This window comes from Psychrobacter sp. NPDC077938 (assembly GCF_044542635.1).
In the GTDB taxonomy this organism is placed as follows: Bacteria; Pseudomonadota; Gammaproteobacteria; order Pseudomonadales; family Moraxellaceae; genus Psychrobacter.
Genome location: NZ_JBITUW010000002.1, coordinates 473,587 through 488,591 on the forward strand (window position 1 = coordinate 473,587; position 15,005 = coordinate 488,591).

Annotated in this window: 12 protein-coding genes; 2 read left to right on the forward strand and 10 right to left on the reverse strand. The window is 42.5% G+C overall.

The window, feature by feature from the left end:
- Nucleotides 1–598: 598 nt before the first annotated feature.
- Nucleotides 599–1,423, reverse strand: a complete 825-nt coding sequence (locus ACIGBM_RS05465) for a Nif3-like dinuclear metal center hexameric protein (RefSeq protein WP_397477021.1) — start codon at nucleotides 1,421–1,423, stop codon at nucleotides 599–601.
- Between the two features lie 380 nt (nucleotides 1,424–1,803).
- Here ACIGBM_RS05465 and ACIGBM_RS05470 point away from each other — a divergent pair, with 380 nt between their 5' ends.
- Complete coding sequence (locus ACIGBM_RS05470) at nucleotides 1,804–3,129, forward strand: S1C family serine protease (RefSeq protein ID WP_201566687.1); 1,326 nt, start codon at nucleotides 1,804–1,806, stop codon at nucleotides 3,127–3,129.
- A 165-nt stretch (nucleotides 3,130–3,294) separates the two neighbouring features.
- On the opposite strand, the gene yfaE is transcribed toward ACIGBM_RS05470, so the two are convergent.
- From yfaE to ACIGBM_RS05505, 7 genes are all read right to left on the reverse strand, one after another.
- Nucleotides 3,295–3,564, reverse strand: coding sequence for a class I ribonucleotide reductase maintenance protein YfaE (gene yfaE, locus ACIGBM_RS05475; RefSeq protein WP_057759542.1), 270 nt, complete (start codon nucleotides 3,562–3,564; stop codon nucleotides 3,295–3,297).
- A 139-nt stretch (nucleotides 3,565–3,703) separates the two neighbouring features.
- Nucleotides 3,704–4,837 carry a class Ia ribonucleoside-diphosphate reductase subunit beta gene (gene nrdB / locus ACIGBM_RS05480; protein ID WP_057759544.1) on the reverse strand — a complete coding sequence of 378 codons (1,134 nt, stop codon included), beginning with the start codon at nucleotides 4,835–4,837 and terminating at the stop codon, nucleotides 3,704–3,706.
- Between the two features lie 97 nt (nucleotides 4,838–4,934).
- On the reverse strand, nucleotides 4,935–5,306 hold the full coding sequence (locus tag ACIGBM_RS05485) for a hypothetical protein (RefSeq protein ID WP_397477022.1): 372 nt from the start codon (nucleotides 5,304–5,306) through the stop codon (nucleotides 4,935–4,937).
- Nucleotides 5,307–5,648: 342 nt separating this feature from the next.
- Complete coding sequence (locus ACIGBM_RS05490; protein WP_397477023.1) at nucleotides 5,649–6,413, reverse strand: DUF4145 domain-containing protein; 765 nt, start codon at nucleotides 6,411–6,413, stop codon at nucleotides 5,649–5,651.
- A 201-nt stretch (nucleotides 6,414–6,614) separates the two neighbouring features.
- Complete coding sequence (gene nrdA, locus ACIGBM_RS05495; protein ID WP_102090443.1) at nucleotides 6,615–8,891, reverse strand: class 1a ribonucleoside-diphosphate reductase subunit alpha; 2,277 nt, start codon at nucleotides 8,889–8,891, stop codon at nucleotides 6,615–6,617.
- Between the two features lie 490 nt (nucleotides 8,892–9,381).
- Complete coding sequence (locus ACIGBM_RS05500; protein WP_057762424.1) at nucleotides 9,382–9,672, reverse strand: YbeD family protein; 291 nt, start codon at nucleotides 9,670–9,672, stop codon at nucleotides 9,382–9,384.
- Nucleotides 9,673–10,218: 546 nt separating this feature from the next.
- The gene (locus ACIGBM_RS05505) at nucleotides 10,219–11,178 is read right to left on the reverse strand and encodes a bestrophin family protein (protein ID WP_397477024.1); all 960 of its coding nucleotides are present in this window, start codon (nucleotides 11,176–11,178) and stop codon (nucleotides 10,219–10,221) included.
- 664 nt (nucleotides 11,179–11,842) lie between these two features.
- On the opposite strand from ACIGBM_RS05505, the gene ACIGBM_RS05510 reads away from it, so the two are divergent.
- On the forward strand, nucleotides 11,843–13,342 hold the full coding sequence (locus ACIGBM_RS05510) for a SulP family inorganic anion transporter (protein ID WP_397477025.1): 1,500 nt from the start codon (nucleotides 11,843–11,845) through the stop codon (nucleotides 13,340–13,342).
- 275 nt (nucleotides 13,343–13,617) lie between these two features.
- Here the strand turns inward: ACIGBM_RS05510 and ACIGBM_RS05515 are convergent, their stop codons facing one another.
- Together ACIGBM_RS05515 and ACIGBM_RS05520 are read right to left on the reverse strand one after the other, a co-directional pair.
- The gene (locus ACIGBM_RS05515) at nucleotides 13,618–13,926 is read right to left on the reverse strand and encodes a helix-turn-helix transcriptional regulator (protein ID WP_101204781.1); all 309 of its coding nucleotides are present in this window, start codon (nucleotides 13,924–13,926) and stop codon (nucleotides 13,618–13,620) included.
- A 543-nt stretch (nucleotides 13,927–14,469) separates the two neighbouring features.
- Nucleotides 14,470–15,000, reverse strand: a complete 531-nt coding sequence (locus ACIGBM_RS05520) for a DUF2798 domain-containing protein (protein ID WP_397477026.1) — start codon at nucleotides 14,998–15,000, stop codon at nucleotides 14,470–14,472.
- Nucleotides 15,001–15,005: the final 5 nt, after the last annotated feature.

Sequence of the window (15,005 nt, forward strand, 5' to 3'; positions counted from 1 at the left end):
AGTAATAGGATAGCTGGCTACTAAAGTTGTTTGTCCAGCAATGAGGGTAAGCAAAATAACCAGAATGGATAGTTTATAGCTGTCTATCAAACTGACTATGTCATACCGTCATCGCGACACCAAAAATAAAAAATACCATGCTGCTAACATATATAGTGCAAACATAGTATTTCAATGGGTAGCGGTTTAAAATCTTATCGCTGATATAGCATGATAAAGTCTTAAATAACGACCAGCATTATTTTGGTGCCATAACCGGAAGCTGTAATAATGGGAAGTTTCATGACAAAACGTTCTTTCTTACGGGTAGTAATATGCGGTTACTAATTGCATTATTCAAGTGGAGTTAAGAAAAAAGCGATAAAACTTAACAATTGAGATATAAACGGTTAATTTTCTAGATATTTGGTACATAATAATCAAAAATAGAATAACAAAGTTTAAATAGTAGTCAAACTAGACTTTGTGATTATGGTTTGACTGAAGCTGTTAGCAAGTCTAGTTTGGCTTTTGAACTATCATTTCCTTTATAAGCTTTTCTCTGCAAATTTTTCTCTATAAATGACAACCGTTTAAACTGACAATTTAAGTGGCTACTTTATGCTGGATTTTCGATATCAATAAAAGTAACTGGCAGACCAAATTTTTGAGCGACTATCTCTCCTAATGCTTGAATACCGCCACGTTCCGTCGCATGATGACCACAAGCAAAATAATCAATCCCAAGCTCACGCGCGCTATGCGTGGTACGCTCAGATATCTCACCAGAGATAAACGCATCACAGCCCATGCTAGCCGCCTGCTCAATCATATCCTGCGCCCCGCCCGTACATATACCCACACGTTCGATCAGTCTACCATTTGTCTGAGCAGATGAGTCTGCATGATACTCAGCTGAGATATGTAATGGCGCGCGACCTAAAGTTTGAGTAATGGTGGCAATGAGATCGTCAGCAGTTTGCGGTGTGCAAGTAGCGATATTGCCTACAGGATGTGACTCGGTAGGATAGAGCGCACCAGTAATCGTCAGGCCGAGCATGTCAGCAAGTTTTGCGTTATTGCCAGAGATTGGGTGTGCGTCAAGCGGTAGATGATAGCCAATCATAGAAATACCATGTTGCATCAATTTGCGCACGCGTCGACCTTTCATGCCAGTAAGCGGTGCAGGTTCGCCTTTCCAGAAGTATCCATGATGCACCATAATCACATCGGCATTGTCAGCGATCGCAGCATCAATTAGGGCTTCACAAGCCGTGACACCAGTGACGATACGTTGAATCGGGCGTCCACCATCGATTTGTAGACCATTTGGCGCATAGTCTTTAAACGCGCTGGCAGATAAGTAGTCGTCACAGAACTGTGTCAATTCCTGAACGCTGATGCTTTGAGTATTGGATTCAGCTATCGTATGATTTGCAGTCATTATGCTTTCCTGTCATCAATAAAGTGTATGTCATAAGGTGCTATGGATTCACTAAGCAAAAATTATGTATTATCTATCATATTTGAGAATGTTTGGTTTTGCTCTTTTGACTTTATGCTCAACTCTCGACATTCTTAAGTGTCGAGTATCGTAAAAGCTATTTTAACATGCCGTTGTAAGCAAGCAGACAAGCTGGATAACTGAAATGGTACACGATACGTTACTATTTACTGGTATTGCGGTTATAATTTATACACGTGAGTCTGCCTAGCTGTATAGCATTTGATCATCCTATGAATGGGTCAAGATTAGCTAAGCGGTCGCCATTATCTCACATCGTTTTTCATTGTCTGTTTGCAATAAATTTATAGAGGTTTTATATGTCGTCATCCCGGAACACCAATAACAAGGCGTCTTTATTAAAATGGTTACCTTGGGTCTTATTGCTGCTAGTGTTGGCAGCGTTTATCTGGTTGTTCACGAGTATGAAATCGACATCGGAGGCCACATGGGAGCCGCCGAGAACCCCGCCTGCGGAGCAGCAAGCAGCAGAGCCAGTGTCGGACACGCCAGCGCCTATCTCTTCTTATCATAATGCGGTGGCGCGTGCATCGCAGTCTGTGGTCAATATCTATACGACGCAAACGATGACCGAACATCCTTATATGGATGATCCCGTACTGCGCCGATTTTTTGAATATCATGGTGGCCCATCACAAGAGCAGGGCAATACCAACTTAGGTTCTGGTGTGATCGTATCAGAAGACGGCTATATCGTGACCAATGCCCATGTGATCGAAAAAGCAGATGAAATCACAGTCGCGTTTAATGATGGTCGTAAGAGCCGTGCCAGAATTATCGGTACAGATCCTGATAGTGACCTAGCTGTGATCAAGGTCGATATGACAGGGCTGACACCACTTGGCTTCCGCGAAGATCCGATTCGTGTAGGGGATTTGGCACTAGCGATTGGTAATCCATTCGGTGTGGGTCAGACAGTGACGCAGGGAATTATCTCAGCGACTGGACGTACTGGACTGGGCGTCAATAAGTTTGAAGACTTTATCCAGACCGATGCGGCGATCAATCCGGGTAACTCAGGCGGCGCGCTGGTCGATGCTCATGGCGAGCTAGTCGGTATCAATACTGTCATATTCTCGCGCTCTGGTGGCTCAATGGGTATTGGCTTTGCGATTCCGACGGCATTGGTTGAGCAAGTGATGAATGCCTTGATCAAAGATGGTCGTGTCAGTCGTGGCTGGTTGGGTATCGAGATTCAGTCACAGCTACGTGACCCAACGCAGCTAGAGACATCAACAGGCGTAGAAGTACTAAACGTCATTGATAACAGTCCAGCGGCAAAAAGCGGTCTACGCGTCGGTGATATCGTCCTAACCATCGATGATGTGGAGATGACAGATGCCAATACCTTGATTCAGTATGTTGCCCGTAAGCCACCAAATACTGAACTGGATGCGCAAATATTGCGTCAAGGTAAAAACGCCCAAGTAAAAATCACGTTAGAAGAGCGTCCAGCGCAAGAGCCACTTGAGCGTCCTGTCGTACTACAAAATGAGAGTATGGGCGGAATGGAGCAGCCAAACATCCAAGGCGATGAAGAAACGCCGATGATGTCAAAGGCAGAGCGTGATCGTATGCGTGAGGAGCTGATGAAACTGTTTGAACAAGATGCCGCGTCGCAGTAAGTCGTAGTTATTCTTACCACTATGTGCTGACTCATAATGTATATATGATTCAGCACTTTTATTTAGCTGCAACAAAAAGCGCGCTCCTTTAGATAAGGAGCGCGCTTTTTGTTGCAGCTAGTTTTTCTGAAACTAGAAGGCTAGGTTCATTTATACATAACCCTGCTATAACTTCTCAATCGGGTCATGATTGATATAGATGACACCTTGCACACGGCAACAGCAGGGCAGGATTTCATCTTCTTCAATCATCGCCAGTGGATCAAATGGATAATCGACCGTATGCGAGCTAGCAATACGCTTGACTCGGCAACTACCACAGTAGCCTTCGCGGCATTGATAGTTTACATCGTGTCCGGTGCGTAGCAGTCCATCTAGCAGACTCTCGTCATCATGTAGATAGAACTGCTTTTTGCTGGTCATTACCCAAGTCATTGTTAATCCTATTGGGATATGTCTGTGCTATTGCTATCCCTACTATTAACCCATAAGACGATTACAGCGGTAGAAGTTTTATAGCTTCAAATCTCTACTGCTCAAGCCTTTATCTCTCAAAGCTCTTACAACTCAGCTCTTATAATTCAAAGTCATCAAAATCACTGTCTGATAAGTCAGAGTCAATCTGACCAACCAAGTACGAGCTAATCTCGGTCTCTTGCGGTGCTACTTGCACATTGTCAGACGACAACCACGTATTGATCCACGGGATTGGGTTTGATTTTGAGTTCGGGAATGCCGCTGGCAAGCCGACAGTTTCCATACGTAAGTTGGTGATGTATTCGATATATTGGCAAAGAATGTCTTTGTTTAGACCGATCATCGAGCCATCTTTGAACAGATAGCCTGCCCATTCTTTTTCTTGCTCAGCCGCCTTGCGGAAAATCTCGATACTTTCTTCGTAGCACTCTGCGGCAATCTCGACCATTTCAGGATCGTCACGACCATTACGCATCAGGTTCAGCATGTGCTGAGTACCAGTCAAATGCAGCGCTTCATCACGAGCGATTAGCTTGATAATCTTCGCATTACCTTCCATTAATTTACGCTCAGCAAAGGCAAACGAGCAGGCAAACGACACATAGAAACGAATGGCTTCTAGGACGTTGACCGCCATAATGCATAGATACATCTGCTTTTTCAGTGATCTCAAATCAACCGTTACTTGCTCGCCATTGATGTTATGCGTACCTGGACCGTACAGGCTATATAGCTGTGAGTTGCGATACAGCTCATCATAGTACTGGGCGATATCAGAGGCACGGCCTAAGATGTGCTCGTTTTGCATAATGTCATCAAAGATGATATTTGGGTCATTGACGATATTACGAATGATATGCGTATAGCTGCGTGAGTGAATGGTCTCAGAGAACGACCATGTCTCAATCCACGTCTCAAGCTCAGGGATAGACACCAGTGGCAGTAGCACTACGTTTGGACTACGACCTTGGATAGAGTCGAGTAGGGTCTGGTACTTGAGGTTGCTCAAAAATATGTGCTGCTCATGCGAGGACAGATTGCTAAAGTCGATACGGTCGCGTGATACATCGACTTCTTCTGGACGCCAAAAGAACGATAGCTGCTTTTCAATCAATTGCTCAAAGATTGGGTGCTTTTGTTGATCATAGCGCGCCACGTTGACGGGCTGACCAAAGAACATCGGCTCTTTTAGCGCATTGTTTGGCGTTTGAGAAAAAATCGAGTAAGTCATGGGACTGCCTTTATAATTGATACGGTTATTAATTTATAGGGGTTTGACTGGCTTTAATGTGATGTTATGACACGGTTTTGGATTATAGCGTTTTAGCTTAGAGGTTCTCTAGTGATATCTGTGATGACTCTTGCCCATCGTTCATATAGGCTTTGAATATTTCGCTCAGCTCACTATCATCGAGTGCTTCTAATTCATCAAGCGCGCTTTTGCGTAAGGTACTCACATCAGACTCTTCCGCTGCTATTTTTATGTCTTTTTTAGCCGCTCTCGACACGGGTTTTTTGGCTGCCTTTGCCACGCTTTTTTTGGCGACGGCTGCCTTTGGTGCTTCATTCATGCCTAACTGCTGACGCACCTCTGCAATATCAACCTCGACTTGTACGATATGCGAGCCACCATCGTTTAGGTCTGAAAATACGTTTGGGATAAACAAACCACCGTCTTTGATGATTGCGGTATATTGCACATGACCTCCGTCGTTTTATTCTGTCTGTATGTTTTAATTATAACAGTAGCCAATCCCGCCTACCGCTTGTATCTGCCTTGCCGCTGGCGTGCAGTCTATCGTGTCTGACCGCATTCCTGTTGTCTCGATACTACGTCCAGTCACAGACTGCATCGCCATCGTCGTCAGCAGGATACCGCTATAGTCGGGGCTAAAAAGCCTTATTCAGGCGTCTTTCTTTTTTCTTAACAACTTTCTATGCTTTTGAGTAGGTTGGTGTCGAGGTACGAGACCCAACAAAGACTCAAACCATTGGGTTTCCTTCGTCAACCCAACCTACAACCTTGGCTAATCTGAGCTATGTTATTTAATGCCTTTTGCCTTATTGATTTTTTTAGCTTTCGCTAGAATGGTTTTAGATTTGTTTTCGAATAATTCAGATAGAACATGTTCTAAAATTTCATACAAGTCAATGACATCATTTTTGGTTAATCTCTTTTCTGGATGACTACCTTCATTACCAATCCATTTAATTGCCAAAAGTAATTCTTTGAGTTCAGAATTTTGCTTAGCTAGTTTATCAATTCTATTATGTAAGTTTATTTTAACTCTCTTATTTTTACTGTTTATAGTAGTCTTTGGTACTTTGAGATGATTCAATATTAGCTCCAAGGCGGAGCGTGCATGATTTATTGCAGCAGAAGGAGAACTAAAAAATAATTCAAAAGACTTATTAAGTTGATTGGTAATATCATCTGGAACATTTTTAGGTATGTCGATGATTTTTAATGATGGATAAAGATAATAAGGCTCGAAACATGGTGAATAAACTTGCTTTTCGATACCGTGTTCATCTTCCTCTATATCCCACTCCAAACAACCATGACCTGAGCTTACAAACTGTTCATTACAATTGTTATTTGAGCATCTAAAAATGCAACTATATACGAGACTAATCAATTCTGGCTCCCATCCATAGTGAGATTGTGTTTTTTGAGAAGCAGAAGTTTCTTCACTAAAAAACGTATTCTCATGAAGCAGTAGATAACCATTAGAACAAGTTGAACAAGGCCAATAAGTATTTTGGTTTGTTGTGAAGTAAGAAGTTAGGAGTTCTTTGTCAATCATGAAATATGGTCTCATGTGGTAAGTCTATAACTATTTATGTATTAATGAATTACTATGCTATTTTTTAAGCCAGTAATACAATAATCTTACTTGGCACAGAGGTTTCACCGCTAGTCTAAATATTTAAGCATAGCGAGCCCAACAAAAAAGCCAAACCCGCCATCCATCAGAAATTCTATTTAAAGAACCTCTCTTACAAACCTAGATCTTACATGCACCGCCAGCACAATCATCTTCCATATCCGCTTGGGCATCGTTCGCACCATCACGAGTGTTATGGTAGTACAACGTCTTCACACCCATCTTATAAGCGTTTAGCAAGTCTTTTAGCAATATCTTCATCGGTACACGGCCACCAGCATAACGAACAGGATCGTAGTTGGTATTGGCAGAGATGCTTTGATCGACGAATTTTTGCATGATAGCGACCAGCTTTAGGTAACCGTCATTGTTTGGCATTTGCCATAGTAGCTCGTACTGATCTTTTAGCTTATCAATCTCAGGCACGACTTGCTTTAGGATGCCATCTTTTGACGCTTTGATAGAGACCAGACCACGTGGTGGCTCGATACCGTTGGTCGCGTTGGCGATCTGACTAGAGGTCTCAGACGGCATCAAGGCGGTTAGGGTAGAGTTGCGTAGACCGTGCTCGGTGATCTCGCCACGTAGCGTTTCCCAATCGAGATGTAGCGGCTCTTGGCAGATTTTGTCCAAGTCGGCTTTATACGTATCAATCGGCAAGATACCTTGTGAGTACGTAGTCTCATTGAACGCAGGGCACGCGCCTTGCTCTTTTGCCAATTTGTTTGACGCTTTCAAGAGATAGAATTGCAATGCTTCAAACGTTTGATGGGTCAGACCAAGCGCGCTGTCGTCAGAGTAGCGTGCGCCATTCTTAGCTAAGTAATAAGCATAGTTGATTACGCCCACACCTAGCGTACGGCGACGCATACTGCCGTTTTGAGCCGCTTTTACTGGATAGTCTTGATAGTCGAGCAGGGCATCAAGCGCACGGACGATTAGCTCAGCTGGCTCCTCGATGTCGCTGACGTTTTCGACTTTACCTAAGTTGACCGCTGATAGCGTACAAAGGGCGATTTCGCCTTCTTCGTCATTGATGTTATCCAGTGGCTTGGTCGGTAGCGCGATTTCCATACATAGGTTTGACTGGCGAATCGGGGCAACCGTCGCGTCAAATGGGCTATGCGTGTTGCAATGATCGACGTTTTGAATATAGATACGGCCAGTACTGGCGCGCTCTTGCATCATCAGGCTGAACAAGTCTGCGGCTGGGATCTGACGACTACGTACGTTAGGATCATTTTCGTACTTGGTGTATAGCTCTTCGAACTTGTCTTGATCTTCAAAGAACGCATCATATAGGCCTGGCGTATCGCCTGGTGAGAAAAGCGAGATGTCTTGACCTTTGATGAGGCGCGTGTACATTGTTTTGTTTAACTGTACGCCGTAGTCCATATGACGGACACGGTTGTCTTCGACGCCGCGGTTGTTTTTCAGTACCAGTAATGACTCAACTTCTAAATGCCACAATGGGTAGAATAGGGTTGCAGCACCGCCACGGACGCCGCCTTGTGAGCAACATTTAACTGCCGTTTGGAACAATTTGTAGAATGGGATACAACCGGTGTGCTGTGCTTCACCGCCACGGATAGGGCTACCAAGGGCACGGATGCGACCTGCGTTGATGCCGATACCAGCACGCTGTGACACATAGCGTACGATGGCGCTAGTAGTTGCGTTGATAGAGTCTAGGCTATCACCACATTCGATCAATACGCACGAGCTAAACTGGCGCGATGGCGTACGTACGCCTGACATGATAGGGGTTGGTAGTGAGATTTTGAATTCTGAAGTCGCATCATAGAAGCGTTTGACGAAATCAAGACGATCTGACTTGTCGTATTGGCTAAACAAGCACATACCGACGAGCATATACAAGAACTGCGGGCTTTCATAGACAGTCTTGCTCACGCGATCCTGTACCAAGTATTTACCAGCCATTTGCTCAACAGCAGCATAAGCCAAGTTCATATCGCGCCAGTGATCCAGATACTCTTCTAACTCATCAAATTCAGCACGGCTATAGTCAGCTAGGATATGCTGATCGTATTTGCCAGCGTCTGTTAAGGTTTTGACATGATCATATAGGTGCGGCGGGGTGAATTTGTTATAAGCAATCTTACGTAAATGGAAGATAGCCAAACGCGCAGCAAGATATTGATAGTCAGGTGTGGTTTCAGAGATTAGGTCGGCGGCAGATTTGATGATGGTTTCGTGAATGTCACGAGTCTTGATACCTTCATAAAACTGGATGTGCGACTTTAGCTCAACTTGAGAAACAGACACGTTGTCCAAGCCGTGAGCTGCCCACGCTATTACCTTGTGAATTTTGTCTAAATCAATAGGCTCTAAACGTCCATCACGTTTGGTTACTTGGATTTTGTCAATATGTGTCATGCTGGCCTCTATTTTGATTGCTTATTGTGATGCTGCGCGCCGAGTGGGCGGCAGACATTCTTTATAACGCTATTATGCTGGATTGTGCTAGCTGGTTTTTTTGGGCAAAAAGCTACCACTACTCATAGTGACGGTTAAAATCACTGAGTACTACATATAGCGTGTTTGTTAATTGGTAGGCACAATATAGCGGGAAAATTTTGAAAATACTATATTGATTTTAGAATAAAACTATGTTGCTACAAGGTTGTAGGCGGTCCAAATTTTGGCAAAGGACGATGGGATAAGGGTTAGACGCAAATGCGGTCAATAATAAAATTTTTGTAAAAATATCGTGAGATTTACTTTTCATTCTCTCGGTTATTGTCGACTGATAATGGGAGTCATAGCGGCAATAATGCGGGCGCAGATTGTACATCAAACCACAAAAAATCGCCACCCGTATGAGTGACGATTTGGACTAAAAAGGCGTTAAAGTTTTTTAGGCCACTTATAAAACAATACGAACCGTTTTTGCATTGTCCAATGAGGCATAAAGCGCATTCACTTGCTCAGCAGCGGTGAGGTACAAATTGACCCGTGCTGAGTGAAAACGACCCGTTTTAGACGGCTTAACTTCAATAGACGCCAAATCAAAATCAGGGAACTGGCTACCCAAAATTAGCTTCACTTCATTAAGCAAACTTTCACGCTCGCCTTCATGACCGATGATGCTTAGTGGGTAGTTCATCGGGAACTCCCAAAGCTCTGGGTTTTGAATATCGGTCTTTTTGCCTACCAACGCACCTTTATTTGGCGTCAAATCAGTTACTTTAACGGATGGCTGATTGCTGGTTGGGTTATTTGCGCTGTTGTCGTTGTTGTCTTTTGAATCATCACTCATGATATGAGCCTCGCTTATATAGGTAAATAGAAAAAAGTTAATCAGTCATTAGCAGTAAATAAGTAAATAAGTAACTAACGTTAAGTCATTCGAAAATCGCTGCTATAGACATTCAGTTAGTTAAACATCTGCTCAAACTATGCCAAAAGCATAACGCAAAAACCTGAGGCATGCTCAGTATGGTCGTAAGTGGCAGTTTAATCAGTCAAGCTATAGTCTATTCAATTTAAAAGTAGTACAAGGCAACCGAGTGTAGATGTAACTGTGATACTTCAAGCGAGGTTAACGCTGTCATACTTTTATAGTGGACTGGCTATATTAGGCAGAGAATATATGCACTGTTTATAGTGGTCTATGAGCGATTATTCAAGTGAAGTCTGTATTTAGTCCGTTTCATCTTGAAGTAGTAAGCTAAGTGGCTTTTATTAAAACTATTAATAGAAGCTACTGTAAATAACCATTGATAGGAGTGATATCAGGTGGAATATCCGTCTCTCCCAATGCCTCTCGTAGATTAATCTCGATAGTGCGTGACAAGGCAGTCAAAGGTAACTGGTTAGCCGCCAAGCCAAAAGGCTCTTCTAACTCTTCACTAAGCGTGTCCAAACCAAAAAAGGTATAAGCAATCACCGCACAAATCAACGGGGTCGCCCAACCAAGTGAGGCCACCAAGCCAAAAGGCAACATAATGCAATACAAATAGGTGGTGCGATGTACCAGCAGCATGTAAGCAAATGGCAGTGGGGTGTTATGAATGCGCTCGCAAGCTGCCAGTACAATTGTCATAGAGGTCAGGCGCTCGTCCATATTTTGTATGACTTGCTCCGATACCAGTCCTTGACGCCGAATGTCGCCTAGCTGCTTACCCATTAGGCGCATTATATAATCAGGTACGTTTTTCGCTTGGCGCATACGGTCATGATGTAACGCTGCGACAAGAGGCTCGATATCCGCCCAAGGTGGCGTACCACGCAATCGATGACGCACCGCATGGGCAAAAGCAATGGTCAGATATACCATCGTTCGCTGAGTATCGCGTGCAGTTGCATTGTTATCCTCGCTATCATCTATGGCAGTCGCATCGTCATCATCTATAAAAGACAGCACTTGGCGCGTTAAGCTACGAGAATCATATACCAGCTGACCCCACAGTCCGCGCGCTTCCCACCAACGCTGATAACTGGCATTGTTTCGAAACCCAAGAAACAACGATAACGCAATTCCAAGCAAGGTAAACGTTGCCATACCATAATAAGGAAACGAGTCAGGAAGCCAGTGCTGGATAATCGTGATAAGCGTACTAAGAATAGTAATCAGCAAAATTTGCGGATAGATTTTTGGAATGATTGATCCACGCAGGGTCAAAAATATCTTAAGGGCATTGGGCGTTTGCCGGACAATCATGTCAGTTTCCTAGCGATGGGGTATATGGAGACATATGAAGACACTATTCAATGTCTCGTGTGATTCTAATATAGAAACGAAATCTGTAAAGCCCAAAAGACTATAAATTTATTCAAACAGAAGAGTAAGGTAATCACTTAAGCTCGGTAATTGAGATAGCTAAAGGAGTTAAATCCTCGGCGAAAAGGGCGATGTTTTTATTAATCCACTTTATGTATGTTAAAATGACGCGAAATATTACTTCTTAACTCTATAAAAGCTGTCACCACAAAGATGAATACGCCACCCTAGCTGACCCTCTCCTCAATAATGATTGCTTCCTATAGCAATTACTCTCATAAAGCGTCTGACGCTTTTTCTTGTGCGCACGCACTGCTTTAACGTTTGTATCACTATTCGATATACCTAGTGGATCGTAAAGATTACCCCACTAAAAGTAAGTTATGACGATAACTCGCTAACTATGATCGTTCACATTTTTATATTTATCATTTGATAAGCACTGGGCAATGTACCTAGATAGAGATGTGTCAGACTTTTGATGTGAGCGGGTTTTTAACTACTTTTTAGATATTTCCTAAGTAACCATTGGATACTTTCCAAATAACTATCAGATACCTCGTTTATTGACAGACTATAGCAGTTCCCCAAAACTGAGTTAAATATGTTAAATACAATTAAAGAGCATTGGCTATCCAATGTGAGAGGCGATGTCTTGGCTGGCATGGTCGTCGCTTTGGCGCTTATTCCTGAAGCGATTGCGTTTTCTATCATTGCTGGTGTCGATCCCCAAGTAGGGCTTTATGCCTCATTTTGTATCGCAGTAGTGATTGCGTTTGTCGGCGGTCGTCCAGCGATGATTTCGGCGGCGACGGGTGCGATGGCGTTACTAATGGTGACGCTGGTCAAGGATTATGGATTGCAGTACTTGTTAGCAGCCAGTGTGCTGACAGGTGTTATACAGATTATATTTGGCTTCTTAAAGCTAGGTAATCTTATGAAATATGTGTCTCAATCTGTGGTACTGGGCTTTATCAATGCCTTGGCTATTTTGATTTTTATGTCGCAGGTTCCTGAGCTGATGCCGCAGGCAGGTTCAAATCTAGTACACGTATACGGTCTTGTAGCGCTAGGTCTAGTCATTATCTATGGCTATCCATATATTCCAAAGATTGGCAAAGTGATTCCATCGCCATTGGTCAGTATTGTACTGGTCACGGCTATAGCCATCTTATTAGGTGCAGAGGCTCGAACCATCAATGATATGGGTCAGTTGCCTGACACTCTGCCGATGTTTTTGATACCTGATATCCCGTTGAACTTAGATACGTTGATTATTATTTTTCCGTATTCTATTAGTTTGGCGATAGTGGGCTTACTTGAGTCTATGATGACCATGACTATCGTAGATGACTTGACTGATACCAAAGGCGACCGTACGCAAGAGTGCAAAGGCCAAGGTATTGCCAATGTTGTTAGCAGTTTTTTTGGCGGGATGGCAGGCTGTGCGATGATTGGGCAGTCTATCATCAACGTCAAATCAGGCGGCTATACGCGTCTTTCTACCTTAGTGGCAGGCGTATTTTTGTTATTGATGGTGGTGTTTTTAAGCGACTGGCTAAAGATTATTCCAATGGCCGCATTGGTCGCTGTAATGATTATGGTGTCTATCGGTACTTTTAACTGGGGTTCCTTTAGAGAGCTAAAAACTAAGCCGCTGCAAAGTAATGTTGTCATGATTACGACCGTCGCTGTGGTAGTCGCAACGCATAACTTGGCCTATGGCGTATTGATTGGGGTATTGCTGTCAGCACTGTTCTTTGCCAATAAGATTGAGCGCTATATGAGCGTGCATAGTCACATGGATGAAGCAGCGCAAACGCGTTATTATCGAGTTGATGGACAAGTATTTTTCTCATCAGCAGAGCGTATGATTGATTCCTTTGATATTAAAGAATCTGTCTCTAACGTGGTCATTGACGTGTCGCGCGCGCATTTTTGGGACGTGACAGCAGTCGCTGCCATAGATAAAGTCATCATTAAATTTCGCCGCGAAGGCACTGAAGTAGAGCTCATCGGTTTGAACGAGGCGAGCCAAGCGATGATAGACAATTTCGGTGTGCATGATAAGCCAGATGCTGAGCAAAGCTTAGGCGCGCATTAAATTAGCTACGTATTAATAGTGTCATATTGATAAATACAAAAAAGCTGAGTGTACCTTGGCTTTTTTTATGCAAATTAAAAACTGATTAGAATACTATATTCTATTATGGATAAATATTTTAGGAGGCAATAGATAATCAGAAGGGACAAGATAGCTAGAAGAGAAGAGGATGATAATTTAGAAAATGGTGTGATATTGAGATAGTTAATCGTTATATTGAAATATTTAGATGTTGTGTAGTGAAAAAAAATAGCTCTAAAGATTATGAGAAATTTTTAAAGCTTTAACAGCTCTTTTTCAACTTCATTGAGAAATGCTTCGATGTTAGCTTCATGACGCTGATAAAACGTCCATTGTCCATGGCGTTCGGACGTAACCAATCCTGCTTTTTTTAACACACCCATATAGTTTGAAATGGTTGATTGCGACAATCCAGCTTTTTCTTGAATGTAGCTGACGCATACTCCATCCAAATTAGCATGCTCTGGTAATGACGCTGGGAAGTTTGATCTGTCCTTCAACCACTTTATGATTTGACGACGCATGGGGTTGTTAAGTGCAGATATTATGTTTTCTGTATTCATAAAATGTGTGATATCGATACCTAGTTAATAATCAACAACTGTTAGAGTAGAACATTAGATTTTTAGCTTACTCATTATGGGTATAAACACTAAAGCGGAGTAGAATCTATTTACCGCTAGTGTGTCAACCATATACAAATAAACGGCTACTAGTAGCATACAGCTTATAACTAGCGTTTATCTTCTGACTATACGTTTCTATAACAGTAGAGTATACAGCCAAAACTAAATTAATTATGACAGTTGTACTGTCTAGTCATCGGAATATTGTCGAATAGTAACAATATATGATGGACAAAAAAAGACTGTTTCAAATCGAATCTAACAGTAAAGGTTGTTACGACTGACTTATTAAATACACGTTAGTTCTTTGCCAAACTAGCAGTAAAATAGTATTAGAAAGCTTCCGACATGACAAGGGCGTGTTGAATATTCAACACGCCCTTGATGCTTTATGTTCTTCAATTTTATTAAGCTTTTTTATTAATCTGGTTAGCGTCGTGGTAAAGTACCGAAAAACCTAATAAGCATCGTCGTGATATCTTAGCTTTTTAGAAATGCCTCAATTTTTGGTTTAATAGTCATAGAAACGATGACCATTAACGTCAATCCTACTGGTAATGCAACTAGAAACCCTTCTAACCAGCCATTTAAAAATGCCGTTTGATTAGCAAAACCAATCGTCTTTGAGGCAGTACTAAAGGCCAACATAGACTCCATTATACAAGCCATTAACACACCTGTAATGAGATTGCGCTTGTATGCTTTGGTATTAGATAACTTATGATTAATAAATTTTGTGACCAGTCCCATCAGTAAGAAGCCAATCGGCATGATCGCATACGCCGCCAGTAGCGCTCTAGACCAGTCTATAAAAAACGTATCGGAGTATCCGACATTTATATAGGTCATCACACCTGTTAAGAGACCACCTATGACAGTCATTAAGGCAAGTATTAATAACACTTTGTAGAGCAACGGTGTTTTTTTAGTGCCATCATTCTTAGCGCCACTATTTTTAGAGCCATCAATGAGCAGGGTCTCGGTATTTGACGGCATAGTATTTGGAGCCATAGTCA

Bases quoted from the DNA above. Each gene is read 5' to 3' on its own strand.
- ACIGBM_RS05520 (WP_397477026.1), bottom strand. From the start codon at position 15,000: ATGGCTCCAAATACTATGCCGTCAAATACCGAGACCCTGCTCATTGAT.
- nrdB (WP_057759544.1), bottom strand. From the start codon at position 4,837: ATGACTTACTCGATTTTTTCTCAAACGCCAAACAATGCGCTAAAAGAG.
- ACIGBM_RS05470 (WP_201566687.1), top strand. From the start codon at position 1,804: ATGTCGTCATCCCGGAACACCAATAACAAGGCGTCTTTATTAAAATGG.
- ACIGBM_RS05490 (WP_397477023.1), bottom strand. From the start codon at position 6,413: ATGATTGACAAAGAACTCCTAACTTCTTACTTCACAACAAACCAAAAT.
- ACIGBM_RS05505 (WP_397477024.1), bottom strand. From the start codon at position 11,178: ATGATTGTCCGGCAAACGCCCAATGCCCTTAAGATATTTTTGACCCTG.
- yfaE (WP_057759542.1), bottom strand. From the start codon at position 3,564: ATGACTTGGGTAATGACCAGCAAAAAGCAGTTCTATCTACATGATGAC.
- ACIGBM_RS05510 (WP_397477025.1), top strand. From the start codon at position 11,843: ATGTTAAATACAATTAAAGAGCATTGGCTATCCAATGTGAGAGGCGAT.
- ACIGBM_RS05465 (WP_397477021.1), bottom strand. From the start codon at position 1,423: ATGACTGCAAATCATACGATAGCTGAATCCAATACTCAAAGCATCAGC.
- nrdA (WP_102090443.1), bottom strand. From the start codon at position 8,891: ATGACACATATTGACAAAATCCAAGTAACCAAACGTGATGGACGTTTA.
- ACIGBM_RS05515 (WP_101204781.1), bottom strand. From the start codon at position 13,926: ATGAATACAGAAAACATAATATCTGCACTTAACAACCCCATGCGTCGT.